The organism is Mesorhizobium sp. USDA 4775 (assembly GCF_054062655.1).
Window position 1 is genome coordinate 1,681,053 of the sequence record NZ_JBSSFM010000001.1, and the last position, 26,181, is coordinate 1,707,233.

The window sequence follows — 26,181 nt, forward strand, 5'->3', positions numbered from 1 at the left end:
GCCCTGCGTCGCAGGGTCTTTAACCGATTCTATTCGCTCTGTCTCCACACAGGTTGCATTCAAGTATCGTGTAAAAATAAAGGTGACAAAATAAACATGTTAGACCAGTTACATATGTATAGTTTTAGAGTTATAATCCTCATGTTGAATACAACAGAAATTCGAGCAGCGGAGAACAGCAATCATGAATATAAAAAACAGCCTTGATCAGCTCGCCATCTTGGATGCAATGGCAGAACTCGCCCACCTGGAGAATCGCACCAGCGCCGACGAGGCGATGAGGGTCGCCATCGCCCAGATGTGCGCCGGCGCTCTGTTCGTTGAGGCGCACGCCGGCAAGCAGAAAGCAGACCAGGTCGTGTTGGCGCTGTGGCAGGCGCAGGTACCAGCCGATCCCATCTGCCAGCGTTTAAACCGCTGATCGCCGGCGCGCACGCGAGTATGAAAATTGTGCACGGCGCGCGCCCGCGAGTGTCAAATCTGTAAAAGGATGAGGCGGACACATGCAAATCGTCACCTCGAGCTTTTTCGCCAAGCTGCCCACGCACTTCGCGCTGATCTCGATCGCGCGCTGGGCGCCTCATCGCCTTCGTGATGTCCCTGCGCTACGCGCCCTCGCGCCAGGCGAATGGTTCAAGAGCGTCGACGTCGACGAATATCGCCGGCGCTACCTCGAGCAGCTCGCCAGGCTCGATCCGCATGAAATCGTTCGCACGATCCATGATCTGGCGGCCGGCCGGCCTGCTGCGCTGCTCTGCTGGGAGCGGCCTGGGGATGGCGTTTTCTGCCACCGCGGCTATGTCAGCGCTTGGCTTTTCGACCAGGTCGGTCTCCAGGTTCCCGAGTACGGCCTCCACGGTTGTGGCCACCAGCATCCGAAACTGCCCGGCGCCGAGCGCCAGCCGCCGGAACAGCCCTATCTGCTGTGACTTCTTAGGGGGCGACCAACTCGGCGAGCTTGGCGGCGACCTCTGCCATCGAATTTTCTTTAGTACTGAGGCCGCTTTTCGAGGCGAGCATGGGACTGACATCGCGCAGAGCTTCGTAGGTCGTGTTATGGACGATGGGAACGAGCTGGTCACGGTGCAAGAGTGCCGATAGCTCTTTGTCGGAGATGCTTCCCTCTCCTTGAACGCGGAGCAGCAGCGCAGGGGTCACCAGCACGATACCGACTCGCGACTTCGCCAGTCCCTTGTCGATTTCGCGGAGCAACGAAGTGCCGAGGGCGACGTCCTTCTCGCTGAACCACACCGAGACACCGAGCACCTCGAGCAGATCGTGCAGCTCCTTGGCGGACCCGAGTCGGTCGTCCCACGCATGGCACAGGAAGATGTCCCGACGGTCAGGTAGGGGCGGCCGCTTTTCGACGGTCTCGCGGATCGGCGTGAGTGCCTGCACCTCGGCAGCCGTGTACGCCACGGACGAACCGGCTCGCGACCATCTCGGCCTTGCACTGCTGCTGAACCCGCCGCCACTGCTCCGGCTGATCCCGCTGCTTCCCGACGAAGAGTAGGATGGGGACGGCGACGAGTACCCATAGCTGCTGTAGCCCCTGGAGCGGCCGCCACGGCATGCAGGGCAGGCAGCAGCGCCACTTGCCGTGCGATGGCCTTCTCTTGGTGCTGTGCATCTTGCCATGGTGTTTGTGTCCCGGAATGTGTCCTGATTTGATTTTCGAGGCTTTGCCCGAGAGCGGTTTGGCTCACAAACCCTTGGAAAATATGGTGCCGCTTAGGTGACTCGAACACCTGACCCCATCATTACGAATGATGTGCTCTACCAACTGAGCTAAAGCGGCCCGGGAGGCCAAAGCCTCCAAGATGGGCTGGGTGATAGACTCAACCGGCCGCGAATTCAAGATGCCACGTGGCAAATCATGCAAGAGCGCCCGCCCGGTCGAAACCAGGGGTTCGCACCTCGCCGCGCATGAGAATCGCCGACATGTTCCGATTTTGTTTGCCGGAATATCGCCAAGATGGACTTTGGACGGCCCGTCGAGGCAGAATGCGGCCGCCCGCCCGTTGATTGATTGGTCGCCTACGGCTAACCATCAGGGAAGATTGGGGCAATTTGCAGAGGGATCCCGCTTGGACGCGATCGAAAAAGCGATCCGGAACGCCTTGGAGAAGGGCAATGCCGAGGACCGCGCGTTCCGCGAGAAGGTCTATCGGTCGGCCTTTGCCGCGCTTGACCGTGCGCTCCAGGCCAATCCCGGCGTGACCGTGGAGGTTGCCATCAAGCGCCGCAAGGCGATCCAGGCGACGATCACCGAAATCGAATCCGAGTTCCTGCCGGCGGTGCCGGATGTGGGCCTGGAGGTCGACGCCCCGGCGGCCGAGCCCGCGGCCGTCGCGGCGCCCGCCATCGAGATCGGAGACAAGGCGCCATCGCCCGCCGTCACCGTCGACAGTCCCGCGCAGCCGGCATCCGATGCGCCGCTTTCGCGCGTGCTGCCGGTCGTTCCCGACATCATGCCGGACGCGACGCTTCCCGGCGTGCCTGCCATCGACATGTCCGCTCCTAGCGCTTCGGGTACCGCGACGGAAGTGGCGCCCGATCGCGATGAACGGCGCATTCGCGGACGCCGCCTGCCGCTGACCGCCATCTTCTTCAGCGTGACCCTGCTTGCGGCGATCGGCATCGGCGTGTTCTTTGCCATGCAGACCGGCGTGTTCAAGACGGCGGCGCAGCTCGATACGGCGCCGCCCGAGGCGCCACCAACCGTCGAGGACGACGATTTCACCCCGGCCGACGGCGCCAACGCGCCGGCCAAGCCTGGCGCCGCGGACCAGTCGCGCAACTGGATCAATGTGTTCTCGCCGACCGATCCGACGCATGTCGCCGCCCCGTCGGACGCCAAGGCCTCGGTGATGAAGGACGACACCGGTCCGTTCCTGCGCATCCAGTCCGGCCCCTCAGGTTCGGCGATCGCCTTCGATGTCGGGCAGGGCGTGCTGGAGAAGCTCGCCGGCAAGCACGCCGTATTCGACATCATCGCGCGTGCCGAGGACGGCAAGGACACGCAGATCTCCGTCGACTGCAATTTCGGCGAGCTCGGCGATTGCGGCCGCAAGCGCTACGCGGTCGGCCAGCAGCGCAACGAATATCTGTTCGACGTGCAGTTCCCCAACAAGCATCCAGGCTCGGCCGGAACCATCGCCGTCAATTCCGATTTCGACAAGCAGGGCAAGGCGGTCGACATCTACGAGATCCGCGTCTCGATCGAGCCGTAGGGCTCAGCGGTCGAGCAGCGCCTGCAGCGTCTCGATGCGGTCGGCCTCGTTGGCCGGCTTGTCCCAGCGCAGCCGTGAAATGCGGGGAAAGCGCATGGCGACGCCGGATTTGTGCCGGGTGGAGCGGTTGAGCCCCTCGAAGGCGACTTCCAGCACCAGGCCGTTGTCACGGTCCGCCCGCACCGAACGCACCGGTCCGAAGCGCTCGACCGTGTTGTCCCGAACATATTTGTCGATCTGCTTCAGTTCTTCGTCGGTGAAGCCGAAATAGGCTTTGCCGACCGGCACCAGTTCCTCCTCGCCCTCGGCTCCGGACCAGACGCCGAACGTGTAGTCGGAGTAGAAACTCGAGCGCTTGCCATGGCCGCGCTGGGCATACATCAGCACCGCGTCCACCGTGTGCGGATCGCGCTTCCACTTGAACCACGGGCCTTTCGGCCGGCCGGCGACATAGGGCGAATCCCAGCGCTTCAGCATCACGCCTTCGATGATCGGGTGCGGCGCGGCGCGCGGCGCAGGTTCTCCAGCGCCTGCCAGTCCGTGAAGGCGACCAAGGGCGACAGGTCGAAACGGCCGGGGTCGAGCGTTTTCACGAAGGTTTCGAGGCGGCCACGCCGTTCCCGGAACGGCAATTCGCGAAGGTCTTCGTCGCCGAGCTGGAGCAGGTCGTAGCAGCGCATGAAGGCCGGATATTGCTGCTGCATCTTCGGCGTCACAGTCTTGCGGTTCAGCCGCTGCTGCAAATCCGAGAAGGTCCCCGTCGCCTCACGCGGATCGCCGACCAGCAATTCGCCGTCCAGCGTCGCGGAAAAGTGCATGGCGTCTGCGAGGTCGGGAAAGGCGCCGGAGACATCGTCGCCGGTGCGCGAATAGAGCCGGCGGATGCCGCCTTCCGCCACCGCCTGGACGCGGATGCCGTCCCATTTCCATTCGGCGCCGTAATCCGCCGGGTCGAGCTTTTCGAGATCGCCGTCGCCGACCGGGTTCGACAGCATCACCGGGCGGAAACAGCGCCATCGCCGTGTTGCGGGGTTTTTCGGCCTTGCCTTCCAGCCAGGCGAACAGCGCCGTATAGGGCGGCGACAGACCGTGCCAGAGCTCCTCGATTTCGGCGACGTCGACCTTGCCGAAATCCGCCAGCGCCTGTTTGGCGAGCCGCGCCGAGACGCCGATGCGCAGGCCGCCGGTGACCAGCTTGATGATGGCGAAGCGCGCCGAAATGCCGGCGCTGTCGAGCAGGCTGGCCAGCACTTTCGGTCCGTCCGAGCGGCTTGCCGCCTGCAGTTTGGCCACGACCTCGCCGAGCGTCGGCTCGCGGTTGGGGATCTTGCCCGGCGTCCGCGGCCAGACCAGCGACACCGTTTCGGCGAGATCGCCGACATAGTCGTAGGAGTAGCCGAACAGCACGGGATCCATCCGTTCTGTGACCAGCATGCGCAGCATGGCCGGCTTGACCGCGGCTATTGTGAGGTCACCGGTGATGGCCGCCAGCGCCAGCCCGCGATCCGGATCCTCGACGGTTCGGAAATAGTCGACCAGCAGCGTCAGCTTGCCGTTGCGCGACGGCGTCAGCACAAGGCGGTCGAGAAGTTCTGCGAAGCGGTTCATGGCTTCAATCGCCTTCGTCCTCATAGCCCACCAGATGCAGCGGCCGGGCGGCGATGCCTTCGAGCTCGCACCAGCGAACCAGCGCTTCCTCGCGGCCATGCGTCACCCAGATCTCCTCGGCGCCGGTCTCCTTGATGGTGGCGGTGAGTTCGTCCCAATCGGCATGGTCCGAGATGATCAGCGGCAGTTCGACGCCGCCTTGCTTGGCGCGCTGGCGGATGCGCATCCAGCCCGACGCAAAGCACGAGATCGGATCGGGAAAGCGCCGCGCCCAACGATCGGCGAAGGCCGATGGCGGGCCGACGACGATGGCGCCGGCAAAGTCATCCTTGCCGCCCTCGACCGTTGCCGGCTCGAGGACACCCAGGTCGATGCCCTGGCTCTGATAGTATTCGCTGAGCCTGGCCAGCGCGCCATGGATGTAAAGCGGCCTGTCATAGCCGGCGTCGCGCAACAGCCGCATCACGCGCTGCGCCTTGCCCAACGCATAGGCGCCGACCAGATGCGAGCGTTCGGGAAACTGCGCCGCCGATTTCAGCAGGCGGGCGATCTCTTCGGTGTCGGGTGGATGGCGAAACACCGGCAGGCCGAAGGTCGCCTCGGTGATGAAGACGTCGCAGCGGATCGGTTCGAACGGCGCGCAGGTCGCATCCTTTTGCCGTTTGTAATCGCCGGAGGCGACGATGCGCGTGCCCTGATGCTCGACCGATATCTGCGCCGAACCCAGCACATGGCCGGCCGGATGGAAGCTGACGCTGACATCGTTCAGAGCGATCGTCTCGCCGAGCGGTGCGGCTTGGGTCGTTCCGGCAAAGTCCTCACCGTAGCGCAGGGCCATAATGTCGAGCGTCTGCTGCGTCGCCAGCACCGAGCGGTGGCCGGAGCGTGCGTGGTCGGAATGGCCGTGCGTGATCAGCGCCCGGTCCACCGGCCGCACCGGGTCGATAAAAAAATCGCCCGGGGGGCAGTAAAGGCCTTCGGGCCGGGGATGAAGCAGGTCGCTGGCGCGCATGGTCCCCAAGATAGGATATAATTCCGCTGCGGGAAGCCTGATGTCGGAGACTGCTGACTCTCCTGGGCAAAGGGCGCTCAATTCGGTTCAGCTTCCGCATCCTTTGCTCTAAAGAGGTGGCGGCCGGCCTCCACCGGCGGAACCATCATCATGAAACCGCTTCAGACATCCTCCGGCGATTTGAACGCCGATCGCCGTGCCGACTATGCCGAGATGCTATTTGCCTCCGGCGATCGCACGGCGGCGGCCGAGCTGCTGCTCGGCGCATTGGAGCTGGCGCCGCAATGGGCAATGGGCTGGTTCCGCCTCGGCGAGATGCAGGAGACATCGGGCAGGCTCGACCTGGCGGCGCAGGGCTGGACGATGTCGCTGAAACTGGACCCGGCCGACCGCCAGGGCGCGGCCCTCAAACTGCAGCTGATCGGCAAGGCTCCGCTCGCCGCCGCGCCGCCCAGTGCTTTTGTCGAGGCGCTGTTCGACCACTATGCCGAGACATTCGAGGAGATGCTGGTCGGCAAGCTCGACTACCGCTTGCCCGAATTTCTCGAGCAGATGATTCGCAAGGCAAGGCCGGGTCGCTTCCGCGTGGCGCTCGACCTTGGTTGCGGAACGGGACTGATGGGCGAGAGGCTGAGGCCGATCGTCGACCGGCTGGAAGGGGTCGATATATCGGCCAGGATGCTGAAGAAGGCGCGGGCGAAAGGCATCTACCACACGCTGACAAAAGCGGATCTGCAGGGATTTTCCCATTCAGGCGAAAGGCCCGATCTGGTGACATCGGCCGATGTCCTGATCTACATCGGCGCGCTCGATGGTCTGGTGGGCACCGTTGCCGGCGTGCTCGCCGAAGGCGGCCTGTTTGCCTTCTCCGTCGAGACACTGGCGGACGACGGCGATTTCGCGCTGCAGCCCTCGCGGCGCTACGCCCATTCGCAGCCCTATGTCAGGCGGACAATGGAGGCCAACGGGCTTGCGATCCTGGCGCTGGAGCCAACCACCATCCGGCAGGATCGACGCGAGCCCGTCAAAGGGCTGGGCGTTGTGGCGTGGAAGCCTCACGCCGTTTGAAGCGTGCATGAACACCATCCCGCTGCTGCGAAAAAGTCCGATTTGCGTGCGCGACTGATATTTGCGATCTGGTCGCGTCAGGGCGGGATATCAGGAGGAGCATATCGGATGCGCTGGAACATGATGATCTTGGCATCTTGCCTGGCAACGGCCGGCTGCGTCGGCAATTCGATGTCCGAGCGGCAGGACGCCGACGTAGAATCCTCCCTGCAGTACGACACCGTGCCGTGCGATCAATTGCTGGCGCAACGCAATGGCCTGGCGCAGCAATACAACCTGCCTGTGACCGCGAAGCCGACCTTCTCCAATCCCGCGATGGGTTTCGGTCCGTTCACGCCCGACATGCGCTCCAAGGCCAAGCGCGACAGCGACAAGGCGTCAGGCGAGATCGATGCCATGAACCGGTCGATCGAGCGCCGCGACTGCGGCAAGCCGGACAATCAGAAGAAGAAGCTCGCCCTGCCGAGCTGAAAATAGCAGCAGCTGTCCGACGAGAGTGATCGCCGGCAGCATGCTCGCGTCCGCGTAGGGGACGATCGATGAAACTCTCGGACCTTGGCGACCGCATCTGCATTCTGGGGCCGTCCAACAGCGGCAAGTCGACCCTGGCCGATGCGATTGCCCGCAAGCGTGGCCTGGAGCCCGTTCACCTCGATCTGCTTCATCATCTGCCCAACACCGACTGGGAGCCGCGTCCAAAGGCCGAATTCATTGCCTTGCATGACGGCGCGATCGCCAGCGAGCGTTGGGTGATGGACGGAAATTACTCGATCTGCATGCCGCAACGTTTCCGGCGGGCGACGGGAGTGATCCTGCTGGATATCTCCACGCCGGCAAGCCTGCTGCGTTATTTCAGGCGAAGCTGGTTTGAGAAGAACCGGCGCGGTGCCCTGGAAGGCGGACGCGACAGCGTCAAATGGGACATGATCCACCATATTGCCGTGACCACGCCGAAAAACCGCCGGAGATACCAGGCGATGTTCGAGGAGCTCGACCTGCCGAAGCTGCAGCTGTCCTCCGTGAGAGCAATCAAGCAGTGCTTCAGGGACTGGGATCTGGCGATGTAAGACCCTGGCTAATATCCCGCCTTGCGATCCACCAGATTCTCGAGCTTTTCGCCACGCTCGAAGGCGTCCATCTGGCGCAGCATGGTCGGCGCCAGGTGCATCGGATCGGAGGTCGCCGCGGCGTGCGGCGTCACGAACACTTTCGGATGGTTCCACAACGGGCTGGTCTTCGGCAGCGGTTCGACCTCGAACACGTCGAGGCTCGCCTCCTTCAGCGTGCCGTCATCCAGCGCCCGCACGATGTCGGCATCCTTCTGCAGGCGGCCGCGTCCGGCATTGATCAGCACCGAACCGCCGAGGCCGTTGCGTTTGCGCAATTCCTTCAGCACGCCGTAATTGATGATGCCTTGCGTGTCCGGCGTCAGCGGCAAAAGCACGACAAGGATATCGGTCGCGTTGAGGAAGGGGATCAACCCGGCCTCGCCGGAATAGGTCGCCACCCCTTGCATCGGCCGCTCGGTGCGCGACCAGCCATTGACCGCGAAGCCGAGCGACAGCAGCACCGAGGCCGCGGCGCGGCCGAGATTGCCGAGCCCCATAATGCCGACGGATATGTCGCCGGCCGGCCGCTGCGGCGGCTCGTGCCAGATCTTCTTTTGCTGCTGCTGCCGGTAGAGCAGGCCCTGGCGATGATGATCGAGCACCCGCCAGACGACATATTCGGTCATGTATTGCGTGAGGTTGTCGGCGACGACCTTGACGATCGGCACGTCGGGCAGGCCGGGATCGGCGAAGATGTGGTCGACGCCGGCGCCGATGGAGAAGATGGCGCGCAGATTGGGCAGCGAAGACAACAAATTGGGCTTCTGCTTCCACACCACCGCATAGGTGATCGACGGATCCTTGGCGCCGTCCGGCTCCAGCACCACCTCGCGCTCGGCCGACAGAAGCTCGCGCCAGCGCTGCGGGTGAAAGCCGGTGACGGCAAGCAGAATGCGGCCTTTTTCCATCGCGATTCGTCTAGTCCTCTTTACGCAAATTACTCGCTGACGATGCCGACCGGCGCCGTCTCTATCTTGAAGGCGGCCGAGATCAGTGCCCGAGTATAGTCGGTTTGCGGATTTTCAAAAATCTGCTGGGAAGGGCCGGCTTCGACGATCTGGCCATTGCGCATGACGATCACGTCGTTGGCAAGCGCCCGGATGACTTTGAGATCGTGGCTGATGAAGAGATAGGCGAGGTCGTGCTTGGCCTGCAGATTGCGCAGGAGGTCGACGACCTGCGCCTGCACGCTCATGTCGAGCGCCGATGTGGGCTCGTCCAGCATGACGAAGCGCGGGTTGAGCACCATGGCGCGCGCGATCGCGACACGCTGGCGCTGGCCGCCGGAAAACTCGTGCGGATAGCGGTTGCGGGTCGCCGGATCGAGCCCGACCTCCTTCAGCACGTCCGCAACCTTGTCGTCGCGTTCATCGGGCGACAGTTTCGGCTCGTGGATCTTCAGGCCCTCCTCGATGATCTCGGCGATCGACATGCGCGGGCTGAGCGAGCCGAACGGATCCTGGAACACGATCTGCAATTCGCGCCTGAGCGGCCGCATGGCGTTGAAGGTGAGCTGGTTGATGTCGCGGCCGTTGAACCGGATGGTTCCCGTCGACGAGATCATGCGTGCCAGGGCCAGGCCGAGCGTCGTCTTGCCGGAGCCGGACTCGCCGACCACGCCCAGCGTCTGGCCGGCGCGCACGGTGACATCGATGCCGTCGACAGCCTTCACATGGTCGACCGTGCGGCGGAAGAAGCCCTGCTTGATCGGAAACCAGACTTTTATGTCCTTGCCGGCCATCACCGGCTTGGCGTCGGCGTTGGCGGCCGGTGGCTTGCCCTTCGGCTCGGCTGCTAGCAGGTGGCGCGTATAGGGGTGCTGCGGGTTGGCGAAGATCTCCTTGGTCGGTCCGGTCTCGACGATCTTGCCCTTGGTCATCACGCAGACCCGGTCGGCGATCTTGCGCACGATGCCGAGATCGTGGGTGATGAACAGCATCGACATGCCTTTGCGGCTTTTGAGGCCCGCGAGCAGTTCGAGGATCTGCGCCTGCACCGTGACGTCGAGCGCCGTTGTCGGCTCGTCGGCGATCAGCAGTTCCGGTTCGTTGGCCAGTGCCATGGCGATCATGACGCGCTGGCGCTGGCCGCCGGACAGCTGATGCGGATAGGCGTCGAGCCGCTTCTGCGGATCGCGGATGCCGACCTCGTTGAGCAGTTCCAGCGTGCGCGCCTTGGCTGGGCGGTCGGCCATGCCCTGATGCAGTTTCAGGATCTCGACGATCTGATGCTCGATCGTGTGCAGCGGATTGAGCGAGGTCATCGGCTCCTGGAAGATCATGGTGATCTTGTTGCCGCGCACTTGCCGCAATTGCTTCTCGCTCATCGCCAAAAGGTCGGCGCCCTCGAACAGGATTTTCCCCGAGGGATGGCTGGCGCTGGGGTAGGGCAGCAGTTTCAGCACCGACAGCGCAGAGACCGACTTGCCGGAGCCGGACTCGCCCACCAGCGCGATCGTCTCGCCCTTGGCGATGTCGAAGGAGATATGGTCGACGGCGACAGACTGGCCGCCGCCCTGGCTGAAGGCGACGCTGAGGTCCTGTACGCTGAGCAGAGGCGCTTCGCTCATTTGAACGTCTTGCGCGGATCGAAGGCGTCACGCGTCGCCTCGCCGACAAAGACCAGCAGCGACAGCATCAGCGAGATGACGACGAAGCCGGAAATGCCGAGCCACGGCGCATTGAGGTTGCGCTGCGCCTGCTTCAGCAACTCACCGAGCGAGGCGGACCCCGGCGGCAGGCCGAAGCCGAGATAGTCGAGCGAGGTCAGTGTCGAGATCGAGCCCGAGAGCAGGAAGGGCATGAAGGTCAATGTCGCCACCATGGCGTTGGGCAACAGATGCCGGAACATGATGGTGCGGTTGGGCACGCCGAGCGCGCGGGCGGCGTTGACGTACTCGAAGTTGCGGGCGCGCAGGAACTCGGCCCGCACGACGCCGACCAGCGCCACCCAGGAGAACAACAGCATCAGCCCGAGCAGGATGAAGAAGCCCGGCGGCAGGATGGCGGCGACGATGAGCAAGAGATAGAGCACCGGAATTGCCGACCAGATTTCGATGAAGCGCTGGAACAGCAGGTCCGTCCAGCCGCCGAAATAGCCCTGCAGGGCGCCGGCGCCGACGCCGATCAGGGCAGAGCCGGCGGTCAGGATCAGCCCGAACAGCACCGAGATACGGAAGCCGTAGATGACGCGCGCCAAGACGTCGCGTGCCTGGTCGTCGGTGCCGAGCCAGTTCCAGTTGCCGACGATGCAGGCGGGGTCGGCAGCCCCTTGCGGATACTGGTTGCAGCGCTTGGCGGCGTCATACTGCCAGGACGGCTTGGCCGGTGCGGCTTCCGGAATGGCATTGTTGACGGTCTGGTAGGAATAGCGGATCGGCGGCCAGATCATCCAGCCATTGGCGTTGATCTCGTCCTGGATCACCGGATCGCGATAGTCGGTGACGGCATAGAAGCCGCCGAACTTTTCCTCCGGGTAGGCGACCAGCACCGGAAACAGGATCTCGCCCTTGTAGGAAGCGATGATCGGCTTGTCGTTGGCGATGAATTCGGCAAACAGCGACAGCACGAACAGGACAAGGAAAATCCACAACGACCAGTAGCCGCGCCTGTTCGCCTTGAAATTCTGCAGGCGGCGCTTGTTGATCGGCGACAGGAACGGCCGTGGCATCCGCTCCGGCACCACGCCGGCGGTGACGCTCGCCTCCGACATCAGACGTCTCTCCGCTCGAAATCGATGCGCGGATCGACCCAGGTGTACATCAGGTCGGACAGCAATCCGACGAACAGCCCGAGAAGCGAGAAGATGTAGAGGTTTGCGAACACCACGGGATAGTCGCGCTCGACCACCGATCGGAAGCCGAGCAGGCCGAGGCCATCGAGCGAGAAGATGTTCTCGATCAGCAGCGAACCGGTGAAGAAGGCCGAGATGAAGGCGCCGGGAAAGCCGGCAATGACGATCAGCATGGCATTGCGGAAGACATGGCCATAGAGCACCTGCCGCTCCGACAGGCCCTTGGCCCGCGCCGTCACCACATATTGCTTGCGGATTTCCTCCAGGAACGAGTTCTTGGTCAAAAGCGTCGTCGTTGCGAAGGCCGAGAGCACCAGCGCCGTCAGCGGCAGGGTCATGTGCCAGGCATAGTCGGCGATCTTGGCCGGCCAGGACAACTGGTCCCAATTGTCCGAGACGATGCCGCGCAACGGGAACCAGTCCCAGAACGAGCCGCCGGCGAACAGCACCATCAACATGATGCCGAACAGGAAGCCGGGAATGGCATAGCCGACGATGACGACGCCGCTGGTCCAGACATCGAACGGGCTACCGTCCTTCACCGCCTTGCGGATGCCGAGCGGAATGGAGATCAGATAGGACAAGAGCGTGATCCAAAGCCCGATCGAAATCGACACCGGCATCTTCTCGAGGATCAGGTCGAGCACCGAGATATCGCGGAAGTAGCTGTTGCCGAAATCGAAGCGGATATAGTTCCACAGCATCATGCCGAAGCGCTCGAGCGGCGGCTTGTCGAAACCGAACTGCTTCTCCAGCTTCTTGATAAATTCCGGATCGAGCCCCTGCGCGCCGCGATATTTCGAGCTGACGTCGCCGGCCACGTCGAAATTGGAGCCGCCGGCATCGCCGCCGCCACCGCCGAGGCGGTCGCTGCCGCCCTGATTGGTCAGCTTGGCGATGACTTGCTCGACCGGGCCGCCCGGCGCGAACTGGATGACGGCGAAGGAGATCGCCATGATGCCGAACAGGGTCGGGATCATCAAAAGGATGCGGCGCAGTATATAGGCGCCCATCAGGCTTCCTGCCCTTTTTGGACTGAGATCTCAGCCTTTGCCAATTTTTGCCGCCTTGCCCTTATCGAACCACCACAGCGCCTCGACCGGAAAGCCGAAATCGGGTTTTTGCTCGGGAAAGCCGAACATGTCCCAATAGGCGCTTCGGTGATTCGCCAGGAACCAACTAGGAATCCAATCGCACCGCGCGCGCAAGACCCGGTCGAGCGCCCGCATTGCCACGGTCAGGCTTTCGCGGTCCTTTGCGGCCCCCACCGCGTCGATCAGCGTGTCGATAGCCGAGTTTGCGACACCCGGCAGGTTGCGCGAGCCGGAGAGATTTGCAGATCTGGAATGGAAGAAACCTTCGAGATCGTCGCGCGTCGGTGTCGCGCTGAAGGAGAAGGCGGCAGACAGCAGATCGAAATCGAATGTGGCCTGTCTGGCCTGGTATTGGGCCGAGTCCACCAGCCGGATCGTGGCGTCGATACCGATCGCCTTCATATTGGCGACCCAGGGCGAATAGACCTGAACGAAGGTATCGTCGTCGACCATGAACTCGGCCGAAAGCCGGCCGCCCTTGTCGTTGACGACGAAATCGCCGGACCGTTTCCAACCCGCCGCGGCCAGAAGTTTTGCCGCCTGGCCAAGCAGCTTGCGATCACGGCCGGTGCCGTCCGATGCGGGCTGGCTTACCGCCGTGCCGAACGCTTCTGCCTGGAGCTGGCCGCGCAGCGGCTCCAGCAGCGCCAGCTCTTGCAGGGATGGTACCCCCTCGGCGCGAAAATCCGATTTCTCGAAGCAGGACTGCGAGCGCTCGTAAGAGCCATAGAAGAAGTTCCGTCGTGTCCACTCGAAATCGAAGCAAAGCGCAATTGCCTGGCGCACCCGCGCATCGCGAAACTGTTCGCGCCGCTGATTGACCGCCGTTCCCTGCATCGTCGGTCGCTTCTCGGCCGGGAATTCGTGCTTGACCACCTTGCCTGCGGTCAGTGCCGGAAAGTCGTAGGCGGTCGCCCAGACGCGTGAGGTGAATTCCTCGCGGTAGGTGATCTCGCCCTTCTTGAATGCCTCGAAGGCGGCGGTGCGGTTCTGGTAGAATTCGATGCGGATACGATCGAAATTGTTTTGTCCCCGATTGACCGGGAGTTGGCGGCCCCAATAATCCGCGACCCGATCGTATTCGATCCAGGCGCCGGCCGAGAAGCGGCCGACCTTGTAAGCGCCGGAGCCGAGCGGCGGGTTCAACTGCGAGGAGTCGAACGGATTGGCCGTGTAGAAAGCCTTCGACAGGATGGGGAATTCCACGACGTTGAGCACGGTGCGAGCCGATTGCTTGCCGGAGAAGGTAAGCCGCAATGTGTGGTCGTCGACGGCAACTGCCTCGACCATGTGTGTCAGCGACAGCGACAGGTCTGGGTGGCCCTTGTCCTTGTAGAGCGAGAAGGTGAAGGCGGCATCCTGTGCCGTCAGCGGTGACCCGTCATGGAAGCGCGCTTCGGGACGAAGCGAGAAGGTGAAGGAGTTCCGGTCGTCCGACAGCGTTACGCCGTCGGCGATCTGGCCGTACACGGCGTCGGGCTCGTCGAGCGCGCGCACCATCAGCCCGTCGAAACACATCTCCATGCGCGGCGGCGCATCGCCCTTGTCGGTGAAGGAGTTCAGCGTGTTGAAGGTCTGAGTATCCTGGTTGTAGCCCCAGTTCGGCGGCGAGAAATTGAAGATCCCCCCAGCCGGCGCGTCCGGATTGACATAGTCGAAATGCGCAAAATCCGGTCTGTATTTGAGGTCGCCGAAGGCGGAGAGCCCATGCAATTTCACGCCGGTCGCGATATCGGCGAAGGCTCTGCCCGGCAACAGGGCCGCGGCAGCGGCGGCCCCGCTCAATGCCAGGAAATCGCGGCGCGGCAGCATCGTCATCAATTGCCGCCCTTGTATTTGGCGGCCAGCGCCTTCTCCTTGTCGAGGTCGATCCACCAGGAGTCGATATCGGCACCGACATAGGCAGGCTGCTTGTCGGGGAATTTGAACTTGTTCCAATAGGCCAGCCAGACCGCCGATCGATAATATTGCGGCACGACGTAGAAGTTCCACAGCAGCACCCTGTCGAGCGCATGTGTGGCGGCGACAAGATCCTCGCGGTCCGTGGCGAAGATGATGCGGTCGACCAGGGCGTCGACGGTCGGATCCTTGATTCCCATCAGATTGCGCGAGCCTGGCGTGTCGGCGGCCTTCGAGCTCCAGAAGTCCCGCTGTTCATTTCCTGGTGAATCCGATTGGCCGAACAGACCCGTGACGACGTCGAAATCGAAATGGTTGACCCGGTTGATGTACTGCGTCTGATCGATGATGCGCAGGGAAGCGTCTACGCCGATCTTGCGCAGGTTGGCGATATAGGGACTGGCGATCACCTGGTCGGTGTCGTTCCAGCCGAGGATCTCGAACTTGAACGGAGCGCCTGTCTTGGCGTTGACCATCTTGCCGCCCTTGATCACCCAGCCTGCCTTGGCGAAGAGATCGACCGCCTGTTTCAGGTACTTCCGTTCTGCCTGCGGCGAATCGTAGACCGGCAGCTTGAATTGCTGCGTGAAGAGTTCGGGTGGCAGCTTGTCGCGATATTTCTCGAGGATCTCCAATTCCTTGCCTTGTGGCAGCCCGCTCGACGCCAATTCGGTACCCTGGAAATAGCTCGACATGCGGGTGTTGAAGCCGAAGAACAGTGTGCGATTCATGCTCTCGAAATCGAACGGGATGGTCAGTGCCTCGCGGATAAGCCGGTCCTGGAACAGCGGCCTTCGCTGGTTGAGGACAAAGCCCTGCATCGGCTGCGGCGACTGGGTTTGGAAGTCCTTCTTGATGACGTCACCGGCCTGGATGGCTGGGAAATTATAGGCGGTCGCCCATTTGCGGGAGCTGTATTCGCGATTGATGTCTTCCAATCCGCCCTTGGTGAAAGCCAGCCAGGCGGCATTGTCGTCGAGGATGTAGGTATATCGGCGCGTGTCGAAATTCTCGCGGCCGATCTTCACCGGCAGCTTGGCGGCCCAATAGTCCGGCACGCGCTGCCAGACGATTTCCGAGCCCGGCTTGAAGCTGGCGATCTTGTAGGCCGCCGATCCGAGCGGAATTTCCAGCGTTGGCTTGGTGACGTCGCGCTTCTTGCCATTGGCGTCGGTGCCTTCCCACCAGTGCTTCGGCAGCACGGCGAGGTCGCCGATGATCTTCGGCAGTTCTCGGTTACCCTTCTGGTTGAAATGGAACTCGACCTCGCGGTCGGAGATCGCCACCGCGTCGGTGACGTTCTCGAAATAGCGGCTGTATTGTGGGCTGTTCGCTTTCAACACCTGGAACGACCAGATCACGTCGTCGACGGTGATCGGCTGGCCGTCATGCCATTTCGCGCGCGGGTCGAGCCGGTAGGTCGCCGAGGAATAGTCAGCCGGATATTTGTAAGCGTCGGCGATCAGCGGGTGGCTGGTGCTGCCCTCGTCGGTCGCTTGCTCCATCAGCGTGTCGTAGAGCAGGCCGCCGCCGAAGCCGACGAGCCCCGCCGCCGGCGATCCCTGAACAATGTAGGGGTTGAAGCTGTCATAAGTGCCGAGCAGCACCGAATTCAACGTGCCGCCCTTGGGCGCGTTCGGGTTCACGTAGTCGTAGTGCTGAAAATTGTCGCCGTACTTGGAATCGCCGATCAGCGATGAGGTGGTCCGCCACTCGTCGGCCAGGGTCGCCTGCAGTCCCGCCGCCAGAAGGGCCGCTGCCAGCAACGACCTGAGAAGCGTTCGGCCAACCGTCATGCACTATCCTCTTCGCGATGCGTTTCTCCGGACCATCCAGAAAGGGCAATCTAGATGATTTGGCGCTCGTGAAAACCGCCATGCGCGGCTTTGTCGCCGCATATGCGTTTTTCCTAACAAAAAGCCGGGCAGAACCCGGCTTTTCTATGAACGCTTTGATGACAATTCGGTTATTTGGCCGGTGCTGCCGGAGCCGCGGGAGCGGCAGGTTTGGCCGGTGCAGCGCCATCAGCCGGCTTCGCCGGAGCGGCGCCATCGGCCGGCTTGGCGGGCGCGCTGGCGTCGGCGGCGGCACCCGGTGCCGGCAGCGGCTTGGGATTGTCCGACAGCGTGCGCAGATAGGCGATGACGTTGGCGCGGTCCTCGTCCTTGGGCAGGCCGGCGAAGCCCATGGCCGTGCCCTTCACGAATTTCTTCGGCGAGGTGATGAAGTGGTTGATGTTGTCGTAGGTCCACTTCTCGGTGCCGCCCTTGGAAAATTCCTTCATGCCGGCCGAATAGGCGAAGCCTTCATGTTCGGCGACAGGACGGTCGACGAGGTCCCACAGATCGGGGCCGACCTTGTTGGGTCCGCCCTTTTCACCGGAATGGCAAGCTTGGCATTTCTTGAAGACGGCAGCACCCGCCTCGACATTGGCAGTCTGCAGCAGATCAGCGATCGGCTTGGCTGCGGCGGCCGGCGCTGCTGCGCCGCCTTCGGCGGGCTCGGCTGCCTCGATGGCGAAACCGGGCTTTTCAGGAGCCGGCGAGGCAAACAGCGCGTCAGATACCAGGCCGACCGAGAAAACGACGAAAACGGTTCCGAGCAATCCGGCGAGCAGTTTGTTGACTTCGTTGGAATCCATACGCCCCTTGCTCCCTTTTCCGGCGGACCGAACCGTCCACTCCGTCCGTCGGTATCGAGACCTGCCCTCCAGAGCCGGTCAAATCGGGCGGAAACTAGGTCTTTTGCTCCGGCGTTGCAACACCTATAAGGGCGCTGCCAGTGAGACCTTTTGCCACTTTTCCCGTCCTCTTTTCGAACGCCTTGCCACAGCGATGTCCACCTTGATCCTGATACCGGCCCGCATGGCCTCCACCCGCCTGCCGGGCAAGCCGCTGGCCGACATATCCGGCGCGCCCATGATCGTCCATGTCGCCCGCCGCGCGGCCGAAGCCGGCCTCGGCCGGGTGGTGGTGGCGACCGACACGCAAAGCGTCGCCGAAGCGGTGCGCGCGCATGGTTTCGAGGCGGTGATGACGCGCATCGACCATGAATCCGGCTCCGACCGCATCCACGAGGCGCTGGCCGCGCTCGATCCCGGACGCAAGGTCGAAACGATCGTCAATGTGCAGGGCGACCTGCCGACCATCGATCCCGGCATCATCGCCGCCTCGCTCAGGCCGTTCGAGAACGCGGCGGTGGATATTGCCACGCTTGGCGTCGAGATTGTCCGCGACGAGGAAAAGACCAACCCGAACGTCGTCAAGATCGTCGGTTCGCCGCTCTCCGGCACACGGCTGAGGGCGCTCTATTTCACCCGCGCCACAGCACCTTGGGGCGAGGGGCCGCTCTATCACCATGTCGGCCTCTACGCCTATCGGCGTGCCGCGCTAGAACGCTTCGTCGCGCTGAAACCGTCGCCGCTGGAGCGCCGCGAGCGGCTGGAGCAGTTGCGGGCGCTGGAAGCCGGCATGCGCATCGATGCCGAGATCGTCCGGTCGCTGCCGCTCGGCGTCGACACGCCGCAAGACCTTGAGCGCGCCCGAACCATCCTTTCAAACTGAGAAATCCCTTCGACACCCGTGAATCGAGACCTGGCCCATGCCTGAAAAGACCAACAGAATATCCTTCCAGGGCGAGCCGGGCGCCAATTCCGACACCGCCTGCCGCAACGTCTATCCCTCGATGGAGCCGTTGCCGTGCCCGACCTTCGAGGATGCGTTCAACGCGGTCGAGACCGGCAAGGCCGACCTCGCCATGATCCCGATCGAGAACACCATCGCCGGACGCGTCGCCGACATCCACCATCTGCTGCCGGAATCGCGGATGCACATCGTCGGCGAATATTTCCTGCCGATCCATTTCCAGCTGATGGTGCTGCCCGGCGTCAAACGCGACGAGATCAAGACCGTGCACAGCCACATCCACGCGCTTGGCCAGTGCCGCAAATACATCCGCAAGAACGGCTGGAAGGCGGTCGTCGCCGGCGATACGGCCGGTGCCGCCAAGATGATCTCCGAGGTCAAGGACCGCACCATGGCCGCGCTGTCGCCGGCGCTGGCCGCGACGCTCTACGGGCTCGATATCATCGAGAAAAATGTCGAGGACACGGACTCCAACGTCACCCGTTTTGTCGTCCTGACCAAGAGCAAGCAATGGGCCGAGCGGCCGTCAGCCGACACCAAGATGATGACGACTTTCATCTTCCGCGTCCGCAACGTGCCGGCGGCCCTCTATAAGGCCATGGGCGGTTTCGCCACCAACGGCATCAACATGACCAAGCTGGAGAGCTACCAGCTCGGCGCCTTCACCGCGACGCTGTTCTACGCCGACATCGAGGGCCATCCCGACGATCCGCTGGTCAAGCTGGCGCTGGACGAGCTTCGCTTCTTCTCCCGCGAAGTGCGGATCCTGGGCGTCTACCCGGGCCAGCAAGTCGCGTGAACAGTGGAAAGTGGCTGACTGATTGCCTTGAGCGTGATCGCTGGACAAACGGAAACCGTTTGTCCGAGAAAACCGGTTCCCACTTTACAAGATCATCTAAATCACAGCGCCCAGCGGCACATAGTCGATCTCGAGAAATTTCTCGACCTCAGGCACCCAGCGGTCGCGCACGAAGGCGACATGGTCGGGATGGTCGTTGTATCTGGTGTAGGCTGCCTGGTCGGCGAACTCCATCGAGAAGCCGAATCGATAGTCGTTCTTGGGGCTGATCTGCCGCAATTGCTCGAAATGCGTGACGCCCCGGATCGCCGTCAGGATTTTCTTGGCGTCGACGAGGAACCGCTTTTCCTCGAGCGAGTGCGGTGGGTGCTTCAACGTGAAGACGACGGTGTGACGGATCATTTGTCTCTCCTGCAATGACGTTCAGTATTCGCTGTCGACCCAGGCGCGGATGAGGTGATGCGCGATCGCCCCTTTCGGCGGCGTGACCAGATTGTCGGCATGCTCCCGGGCCAGCATCAGACGCACCTCGTCGCGGCCGAACCAGCGGCAGTCTTCCAACTCGTTGAGGTCGGCCTGGATGTCCTCGTTGAGCGGCTCGCCGAAGCAGCCGATCATCAGCGAATAGGGAAACGGCCAGGGCTGGCTGGCATGGTAGACGACGCGGCCGAGCCGGATGCCGGCTTCCTCCAGCGTTTCGCGGCGCACCGCAGCCTCGATCGTCTCGCCCGGTTCGATGAAGCCGGCAAGCGCCGAATACATGCCCGGCGCGAAATGCCGGCCGCGCCCGAGCAGGCATTTTTCCCGCGTCGCCGTCAGCATGATCGCCACCGGGTCGGTGCGCGGAAAATGCTCGGTGCCGCAATTCGGGCAATGGCGTTTGTAGCCGCCGGCCCGCATTTGCGATTGCGTGCCACATTTGCTGCAGAAACGATGGCTGGCATGCCAGGCGAGCAGGGCCGCCCCTTGCGCCATCGCCCCCGCCGCCGCTTCGTCGATCAGCCCTTGCATGTAGACCGACCGATAGTCGATCGCCTTGACGGTCTCGGGCAGCTGTTCGGCCTCGATTGCGACAGGCATCGCCAGCACCGGCCCCTGTTCGGAAAAGCCGAGCAGCACAGCCCCGGCGAAGGACGGCTTGAAGGGTTCGCTCCCTGCGGCGTCGAACCAGGGATCGAGACTGCCGCTATTACCAAGCTTCAGGTGGAGCCGGCCGCCATTCATCAGCAAAAGCCGCGTCGTTGGATCCGCCAGCGCCTTGTCGACCGAATCGTCGGCTCGATTCTCGGATTGCCGGTCGATCGTATTGCCGGCAAAGCCGACGAACTGGCTCGGCTCGCGCAAAGGCGCGTCAAACAGGCGGAAGCTCATGCGGTCTCTGATGCTTTGGGATGGACATGTCTGGGAATGAACGTGTCTTGGAATAAACACTGGGGAAGGCTTATAGCGCCGCCCTTATGGTTTCGGCAAACCGGCGCAGGTCGGAACGCTGATAGGGCTCGCGCAGGCCATACCCCCACACCGGGCCGGGCCAGCCGGGATCGCCTTCTGACCGAGCGACGATATGGATATGCAGTTGGCGCACTATATTGCCGAGCGCGCCGGTGTTGATCTTGGTGCAGCCGCTGACTTTCTTCAGCGCCTGCGCCACCATATTGGTCTCGAAGGTCAGCATCGCCTGGTCGAGCGGCGTCATGTCGTGGATTTCTTCCGCGCCCGGCCGCTGCGGCACCAAGACCAGCCATGGCCAGCGGCGATCGTTCATCACCCGCAATTCGCACAGCCCAAGCCACATCAACTGCTCGCTGTCCGCCTCCAGCCGGGCATCCAGCGTGAATCCGGCCTTCAGGCCCGGCAACATCGGCGTTTCCCTTGCTTTTCTTGGTTTCTTCAAACCATGAACGCTAGAGCGGCTGCATCGGGGCTGCAAGCAAATCTCTTGTGTGATCGCGCCGATTTGCCTGCGCACTTGCATTTCGTCGCGCAATTGCCGATATGGACAGCGGGAGGTTGGTGGTGGACGATCCACTCGCCAACCGGGTCAGGTCCGGAAGGAAGCAGCCCTAACGAGCCCGGAACGGGTCATTGTTCCAGCCTCCCACCTCATCGGCCCTCCTCGCGACATTGACGACGCATTGCAGCGCGGGCGAGACTATGCGCAGGAACGGCGCCTTGGGGCGCGGCCTTTTGGAGCTTAACGGGCGAATGAGCGAAGCCGGAAATTCGGGGCCAAAAAGCCCGGAGAATGGAAAGGCCGCCGCCTACCGCGTGCTGGCGCGCAAATACCGTCCTTCGAATTTTTCCGAGCTGGTCGGCCAAGAGCCGATGGTTCGCACCCTCACCAACGCCTTTGCCACGGGCCGCATAGCCCAGGCCTGGATGCTGACCGGCGTGCGCGGTGTCGGCAAGACCACCACGGCGCGTATCCTGGCACGGGCGCTGAACTACAAGACCGCGACCGTCGACCAGCCTTCCGTCGACCTCGCCGTGCTCGGCGAGCATTGCCAGGCGATCATGGAAGGCCGCCATGTCGACGTCATCGAGATGGACGCCGCCTCGCACACCGGCATCGACGACATCAGGGACATCATCGAGCGCGTGCGCTATGCGCCGGTCGCGGCCCGCTACAAGGTCTACATCATCGACGAAGTGCACATGCTGTCGACGCAGGCCTTCAACGGCCTGCTGAAAACGCTGGAAGAGCCGCCGCCGCACGTCAAATTCATTTTCGCCACCACCGAAATCCGCAAGGTTCCGATCACCGTCCTGTCGCGCTGCCAGCGCTTTGACCTCAGGCGCATCGACGCCGGCGCGCTGGTCGCGCATCTCTCCTCGATCGCCGACAAGGAAGGCATTTCGGTCGACGACGACGCGCTGGCGATGATCGCGCGCGCGGCCGAAGGCTCGGCTCGCGATTCGCTCTCCATCCTCGACCAGGCGATCGCGCACGGCGCCGGCGCCGTCAGCGCCGAAGCGGTGCGGGCCATGCTGGGCCTGGCCGACCGCGCCCGCATCGTCGACTTGTTCGAACATGTGATGAAGGGCGACGTGGCGGCGGCACTCGCCGAATTCCGCACGCAATACGACACCGGCGCCGATCCGGCTGCCGTGCTGACCGATCTTGCCGAATTCAACCATCTCGTCACCCGGTTGCGTTTCGTGCCGACCGCCATGGACGATGCATCGCTGTCGCAGGACGAGCGCCAGCGCGGCGCCGATTTCGCCAGGGCGCTGTCGGTCCGCGTGCTGTCGCGGACCTGGCAGATGTTGCTCAAGGGCATTCCCGAGGTGCAGTCCTCCAACCGGCCGGTCAGTGCCGCCGAAATGGTGCTGATCCGGCTGGCGCACGCCGCCGACCTGCCGACTCTGGACGAGGCGTTGCGATCACTGGACGGGGCAGCAACAGCTCAGAATGGCGCACCGCGCCCGAATGGCGCCCCTGCCGGTCCTGGCAATGGCGGCGCGGCCAGCGCGGTGGCGCAGGCGCGCATGCCATCCGGTTCCGGTGGCGCGCAGACCATGCGGCTGGTCGAGGCCTCGCCGGCGCCGGCCGCCTTCGTCGCACCGCCCGCGCCGGTTTCCGAGCCACAGCAGGTGCCGGTCAGGTCGCTGGCCGACATCGTTGCGCTTGCCGACGCGCAGCGGGACATAGCCTTCAAGGTGCTGGTCAAGCGTTGCATCCGTCCCGTCCGCTTCGAGCCTGGCCGCATCGACGTCAGCCTGACCGACGATGCGCCCAAGCTGCTGCTCAACGACCTGACGACGAAACTGCGCGCCTGGACCGGCCGCAACTGGCTGGTGTCGCTGTCGAAGGAAGAGGGCGGCCAGACACTAGCCGAAATGGAATCGACCAAGCGCGAAAATGCCTTCCTCGATGCCAAGAGCGATCCGACTGTCGCCGCAATCCTGGCGCGCTTTCCCGGCGCCAAGATCATCGACGTGCGCATTCCCGATGCGCCGGAGGCAGACGCGACCGAAGCCGAAGTGCCGGTCGAGCCGCCGGCGGATGATGACGAGACCTGATAAACCAAGACAAGGATCGGACCATGAAAGATCTTCTCGGCCTGATGGGTAAGGCGAAGGAAATGCAGGCCAAGTTCCAGGCCATGCAGGATGAGATCGCTACGGTCGAATCCGTCGGCCAGGCCGGCGGTGGCCTGGTCAGCGTCACCTTGAGTGGTAAGTTCGAGATGAAGTCGCTGAAGATCGACCCGTCCCTGTTCAAGGAGGACGAGGTCGAGATCCTCGAGGATCTGATTCTGGCCGCCCACAACGACGCCAAGGCCAAGGTCGAGCAGATCATGCAGGAAAAGACCAAGGCGCTGACTGCTGGCCTGCCGATCCCGCCGGGAATGAAACTTCCGTTCTGATGCGTCTCGCCCAAGACCGTGCAGCGGTTTTGGGGCAACGGCATGCATGAAAGTTTAACTCAGCGGCGATGCGCCCATGACCGAAGAGCCGTCCGAAAGACTGATCGAGCAACGTATCCGCAACAGGATCTACGAGATTCTGGAAATTCTGGCCGATTGCGATGCCGGCGTCGATATTGTCGGCATCAAGGGCTACTTCTACCTGTTCGAGGATTTCGTGCACCGGCCGTCGATCGAGGCCGGCACGTCGGCGCTTTCGAAGGACGAGCGCGCTGTCGTGCTGGAGATCGCCGAATTCCTGGAGGCGGCCTCCGAAACAAATCCCGATTTCACCAAAGCCGAATTCATCGACAGCGACTGGCCGGGAAAGATCGCGCCGGCGGCCAGGGACGCCCGGGCGCTGTTTCTCAGGCGCGGCCTGTTTTCAGAGAAATTCGAGGAGCTCGAGCCTGGTCAGCCGGCTGCGATTGCGGCCGGGCGGTAGCGATTCCCCGGACAAACGGGACGCAGTTTGCCCTCGGCAATTGCGGCGAAACCAAGAGAGAGCGGTCATCGCTTTCGTGAAATGACGGCTCGATCTATCTGGAAAGGCTCAAAATTGTGCCTTTTCGGCAACAGTACGTTGTTAATAACGTTTTGGCCATCATTTTGCCCGAAAATGTCTCATTCTTGCCGCAGCCTGGGGGCGGGCATCGAAGTGAGAGGGTAACCTGTTGATCGTTACGCGATGGAAGACGCCGCTGTTGCTCGGCGTCATCACGTCTCCCCTGTTTTTGGCTGCCTGCAGCCAGACCACTTCGCACGGCATGTCTGTTGCAGGCCTGACTGATGCCATCACGCCGAGCTTCCTGACGTCGCGCGCCTCCAGCCACTCGCCGAAGGACAGGGAGTGCCTGGAAAGGGCGATGTTCTTCGAATCCAACCGCTCGAGCCGCGATGGCATGATCGCTGTCGGCACCGTGGTCATGAACCGGCTGCGCTCCGGCAACCACGGCAGCACCATCTGCCAGGTGGTCGGCGAGCCGGGGCAATTCGCGCCGGGCGTCATGACCAGGCCGATGAATTCGCGCGCCATGCCCGATGTCGAGGAAGCGGCCGATGCAGTGCTCAAGGGCGAGCGCAAGGCCAAGCTGAAGAACACGATGTATTTCCACACGGCGGGTCTGCGCTTCCCCTACAAGAACATGCACTACACCATGGTTGCCGGCGGCAATGCCTTCTACGAGAAGCGCGGCCGCAACTGGCAGCCGCTGCCGGATGAACCAATGGTGGCGGTTGCCTCGGCCGGGTCCGAGATCGTGAAACCGGCCGCGCCGGTGACGATGGTTGCCTCGGCCGAGCCGGCGCGCCCCGCCAAAACGTCCCGGACCGCTCCGGCGCAGCAGGTCATCATGACCGCCGCCGCAGAACCGGCTCGTCAGCTCAAGACCAAGACCGCCCCGGCTCAAGAGACCTTTGTGACCGCGGCTGCGGCGCCCGCGGCGAAGTCGGCGCGCGTGGCCGTGAAGCCGACAATGGTCGCGATGCAGGAGCCGATGGAAGAACCGGATGCCGCCCGTTTCGGCGGAACCTTGAACACCCGCGTCATTTCCTCGGTTCAGGGTGCGCCGCAAGAGGCGGCGATGGGATTCCAGTCGACTCCTGAGAACACCGACGCCATCGGTGCGATGATCGCCAGCCAGTCTCGACCGCTCGAGGTCAACTGATACGCACCGCCACGGCTTCGCGTGGCAGCATGGCGACCATGCGCGAACGCGGGATGTTCCAAAGCGCTCTGAAAAATATTGGAGCGGCTCACTGTTTCGCTGAAACAGTGAGCCGCTCCAACTTTTCGTTTTGACGCAATTCCCATGGGAAAGCGCTTTGCGCTTTTCCCGGGAAAACCGCTTCGCACTTTTCCTGAAATTGCTCTAGATCAGAGCAATGTCCAAGCGAATCGCCGGTCCCGAGATCGAACGCCTGATCCAGCTCCTGGCCAAGGTGCCGGGGCTCGGGCCCCGTTCGGCCAGGCGCGCTGCCCTGCATCTGATCAAGAAGAAGGAACAGCTGCTGTCGCCGCTCGCCGCCGCCATGGGCGAGGCGGCCGACAAGGTGCGCATCTGTTCAACTTGCGGCAATGTCGACACATCGGACCCTTGCATGATCTGCACTGATCCGCGCCGCGACGCCGCCACCCTCATCGTCGTCGAGGACGTCTCGGATCTCTGGGCGTTGGAGCGGGCAGCCGCCATGAACGTGCGCTACCATGTGCTCGGCGGCACGCTGTCGCCGCTCGACGGCATCGGCCCCGACCAGCTCAACATCCGCTCGTTGATCGACCGCGTCGCCGGCGGCGAGGTCAAGGAGATCATCCTCGCCGTAAACGCAACGGTCGAGGGCCAGACCACCGCGCACTACCTCACCGACCAACTGTCCGGCTTCGACATCAAGGTGACGAGGCTGGCGCATGGCGTACCGGTCGGCGGTGAACTCGACTATCTCGACGAGGGCACGCTCGCCGCCGCGCTGCGCTCACGGACGGCGTTTTGACGCAATTAGCGGGAAGGGTGCGGA

Annotated in this window: 25 protein-coding genes, 1 tRNA gene, 1 other RNA gene and 1 pseudogene; 14 read left to right on the forward strand and 14 right to left on the reverse strand. The window is 63.0% G+C overall.

Going from position 1 to position 26,181, the window contains the following annotated elements:
- The first annotated feature begins 184 nt into the window (after positions 1-184).
- Together ACVILI_RS08290 and ACVILI_RS08295 are read left to right on the forward strand one after the other, a co-directional pair.
- Positions 185-421, forward strand: a complete 237-nt coding sequence (locus ACVILI_RS08290; RefSeq protein WP_457102387.1) for a hypothetical protein — start codon at positions 185-187, stop codon at positions 419-421.
- Positions 422-503: 82 nt separating this feature from the next.
- Entirely contained in the window at positions 504-929 is a 426-nt protein-coding gene (locus ACVILI_RS08295) for a hypothetical protein (RefSeq protein ID WP_457102388.1), read from the forward strand.
- Positions 930-933: 4 nt separating this feature from the next.
- Here the strand turns inward: ACVILI_RS08295 and ACVILI_RS08300 are convergent, their stop codons facing one another.
- The gene (locus tag ACVILI_RS08300) at positions 934-1,419 is read right to left on the reverse strand and encodes a toll/interleukin-1 receptor domain-containing protein (protein WP_457102389.1); all 486 of its coding nucleotides are present in this window, start codon (positions 1,417-1,419) and stop codon (positions 934-936) included.
- A gap of 303 nt (positions 1,420-1,722) precedes the next feature.
- A tRNA-Thr gene (locus ACVILI_RS08305) sits at positions 1,723-1,798 on the reverse strand.
- Positions 1,799-2,087: 289 nt separating this feature from the next.
- On the opposite strand from ACVILI_RS08305, the gene ACVILI_RS08310 reads away from it, so the two are divergent.
- Positions 2,088-3,233: a hypothetical protein gene (locus ACVILI_RS08310; RefSeq protein WP_240564594.1), complete on the forward strand. Its 1,146-nt coding sequence runs from the start codon at positions 2,088-2,090 to the stop codon at positions 3,231-3,233.
- A 3-nt stretch (positions 3,234-3,236) separates the two neighbouring features.
- Here the strand turns inward: ACVILI_RS08310 and ACVILI_RS08315 are convergent.
- Together ACVILI_RS08315 and ACVILI_RS08320 are read right to left on the reverse strand one after the other, a co-directional pair.
- A pseudogene (locus ACVILI_RS08315) lies at positions 3,237-4,841 on the reverse strand (cisplatin damage response ATP-dependent DNA ligase).
- Between the two features lie 4 nt (positions 4,842-4,845).
- On the reverse strand, positions 4,846-5,853 hold the full coding sequence (locus ACVILI_RS08320) for a ligase-associated DNA damage response exonuclease (protein WP_038651976.1): 1,008 nt from the start codon (positions 5,851-5,853) through the stop codon (positions 4,846-4,848).
- Positions 5,854-6,003: 150 nt separating this feature from the next.
- Between ACVILI_RS08320 and ACVILI_RS08325 the strand changes: the two genes are divergently transcribed.
- From ACVILI_RS08325 to ACVILI_RS08335, 3 genes are all read left to right on the forward strand, one after another.
- A complete protein-coding gene (locus ACVILI_RS08325; RefSeq protein ID WP_038651978.1) occupies positions 6,004-6,921 on the forward strand; it encodes a class I SAM-dependent DNA methyltransferase in 918 nt (305 codons plus the stop codon).
- Positions 6,922-7,029: 108 nt separating this feature from the next.
- The gene (locus ACVILI_RS08330; RefSeq protein WP_027047714.1) at positions 7,030-7,392 is read left to right on the forward strand and encodes a hypothetical protein; all 363 of its coding nucleotides are present in this window, start codon (positions 7,030-7,032) and stop codon (positions 7,390-7,392) included.
- Positions 7,393-7,460: 68 nt separating this feature from the next.
- A complete protein-coding gene (locus ACVILI_RS08335; RefSeq protein WP_038651980.1) occupies positions 7,461-7,988 on the forward strand; it encodes a P-loop NTPase family protein in 528 nt (175 codons plus the stop codon).
- An 8-nt stretch (positions 7,989-7,996) separates the two neighbouring features.
- Here ACVILI_RS08335 and ACVILI_RS08340 read toward each other — a convergent pair whose 3' ends face one another.
- The 7 genes from ACVILI_RS08340 to ACVILI_RS08370 all read right to left on the reverse strand — a co-directional run bounded on the left by ACVILI_RS08340 (position 7,997) and on the right by ACVILI_RS08370 (position 17,456).
- A complete protein-coding gene (locus ACVILI_RS08340) occupies positions 7,997-8,938 on the reverse strand; it encodes a 2-hydroxyacid dehydrogenase (protein WP_019863025.1) in 942 nt (313 codons plus the stop codon).
- A 29-nt stretch (positions 8,939-8,967) separates the two neighbouring features.
- Complete coding sequence (locus ACVILI_RS08345) at positions 8,968-10,599, reverse strand: ABC transporter ATP-binding protein (RefSeq protein WP_019863026.1); 1,632 nt, start codon at positions 10,597-10,599, stop codon at positions 8,968-8,970.
- Complete coding sequence (locus tag ACVILI_RS08350) at positions 10,596-11,741, reverse strand: ABC transporter permease (protein ID WP_038651982.1); 1,146 nt, start codon at positions 11,739-11,741, stop codon at positions 10,596-10,598. The genes ACVILI_RS08345 and ACVILI_RS08350 overlap by 4 nt, the downstream gene beginning before the upstream one ends.
- On the reverse strand, positions 11,741-12,835 hold the full coding sequence (locus ACVILI_RS08355) for a microcin C ABC transporter permease YejB (protein WP_240564595.1): 1,095 nt from the start codon (positions 12,833-12,835) through the stop codon (positions 11,741-11,743). The genes ACVILI_RS08350 and ACVILI_RS08355 overlap by 1 nt, the downstream gene beginning before the upstream one ends.
- A gap of 30 nt (positions 12,836-12,865) precedes the next feature.
- Positions 12,866-14,734, reverse strand: coding sequence for an extracellular solute-binding protein (locus ACVILI_RS08360; protein ID WP_038651984.1), 1,869 nt, complete (start codon positions 14,732-14,734; stop codon positions 12,866-12,868).
- On the reverse strand, positions 14,734-16,611 hold the full coding sequence (locus tag ACVILI_RS08365; protein ID WP_038651986.1) for an extracellular solute-binding protein: 1,878 nt from the start codon (positions 16,609-16,611) through the stop codon (positions 14,734-14,736). The genes ACVILI_RS08360 and ACVILI_RS08365 overlap by 1 nt, the downstream gene beginning before the upstream one ends.
- A 170-nt stretch (positions 16,612-16,781) precedes the next feature.
- Entirely contained in the window at positions 16,782-17,456 is a 675-nt protein-coding gene (locus ACVILI_RS08370; RefSeq protein WP_019863032.1) for a c-type cytochrome, read from the reverse strand.
- 193 nt (positions 17,457-17,649) lie between these two features.
- Here ACVILI_RS08370 and ACVILI_RS08375 point away from each other — a divergent pair, with 193 nt between their 5' ends.
- Together ACVILI_RS08375 and ACVILI_RS08380 are read left to right on the forward strand one after the other, a co-directional pair.
- The gene (locus ACVILI_RS08375) at positions 17,650-18,378 is read left to right on the forward strand and encodes a 3-deoxy-manno-octulosonate cytidylyltransferase (protein ID WP_038651988.1); all 729 of its coding nucleotides are present in this window, start codon (positions 17,650-17,652) and stop codon (positions 18,376-18,378) included.
- A 37-nt stretch (positions 18,379-18,415) separates the two neighbouring features.
- The gene (locus ACVILI_RS08380) at positions 18,416-19,258 is read left to right on the forward strand and encodes a prephenate dehydratase (protein ID WP_457102390.1); all 843 of its coding nucleotides are present in this window, start codon (positions 18,416-18,418) and stop codon (positions 19,256-19,258) included.
- 96 nt (positions 19,259-19,354) lie between these two features.
- On the opposite strand, the gene ACVILI_RS08385 is transcribed toward ACVILI_RS08380, so the two are convergent.
- The 3 genes from ACVILI_RS08385 to ACVILI_RS08395 all read right to left on the reverse strand — a co-directional run bounded on the left by ACVILI_RS08385 (position 19,355) and on the right by ACVILI_RS08395 (position 21,119).
- Positions 19,355-19,660, reverse strand: a complete 306-nt coding sequence (locus tag ACVILI_RS08385) for a Dabb family protein (protein ID WP_019863036.1) — start codon at positions 19,658-19,660, stop codon at positions 19,355-19,357.
- 21 nt (positions 19,661-19,681) lie between these two features.
- Entirely contained in the window at positions 19,682-20,629 is a 948-nt protein-coding gene (nudC, locus tag ACVILI_RS08390) for an NAD(+) diphosphatase (protein ID WP_019863037.1), read from the reverse strand.
- Between the two features lie 70 nt (positions 20,630-20,699).
- A complete protein-coding gene (locus tag ACVILI_RS08395) occupies positions 20,700-21,119 on the reverse strand; it encodes an HIT domain-containing protein (protein ID WP_019863038.1) in 420 nt (139 codons plus the stop codon).
- Between the two features lie 144 nt (positions 21,120-21,263).
- Between ACVILI_RS08395 and ffs the strand changes: the two genes are divergently transcribed.
- The 6 genes from ffs to recR all read left to right on the forward strand — a co-directional run bounded on the left by ffs (position 21,264) and on the right by recR (position 26,157).
- Positions 21,264-21,360: signal recognition particle sRNA small type (ffs, locus tag ACVILI_RS08400), an RNA gene on the forward strand.
- 103 nt (positions 21,361-21,463) lie between these two features.
- On the forward strand, positions 21,464-23,281 hold the full coding sequence (locus ACVILI_RS08405) for a DNA polymerase III subunit gamma/tau (RefSeq protein WP_038651993.1): 1,818 nt from the start codon (positions 21,464-21,466) through the stop codon (positions 23,279-23,281).
- 23 nt (positions 23,282-23,304) lie between these two features.
- A complete protein-coding gene (locus tag ACVILI_RS08410) occupies positions 23,305-23,628 on the forward strand; it encodes a YbaB/EbfC family nucleoid-associated protein (RefSeq protein ID WP_019863040.1) in 324 nt (107 codons plus the stop codon).
- Positions 23,629-23,704: 76 nt separating this feature from the next.
- Positions 23,705-24,112, forward strand: a complete 408-nt coding sequence (locus tag ACVILI_RS08415) for a hypothetical protein (RefSeq protein ID WP_027047715.1) — start codon at positions 23,705-23,707, stop codon at positions 24,110-24,112.
- A gap of 229 nt (positions 24,113-24,341) precedes the next feature.
- Positions 24,342-25,334: a cell wall hydrolase gene (locus tag ACVILI_RS08420; protein WP_019863041.1), complete on the forward strand. Its 993-nt coding sequence runs from the start codon at positions 24,342-24,344 to the stop codon at positions 25,332-25,334.
- A gap of 217 nt (positions 25,335-25,551) precedes the next feature.
- Complete coding sequence (gene recR / locus ACVILI_RS08425) at positions 25,552-26,157, forward strand: recombination mediator RecR (protein WP_019863042.1); 606 nt, start codon at positions 25,552-25,554, stop codon at positions 26,155-26,157.
- The last annotated feature ends 24 nt before the right edge of the window (positions 26,158-26,181 follow it).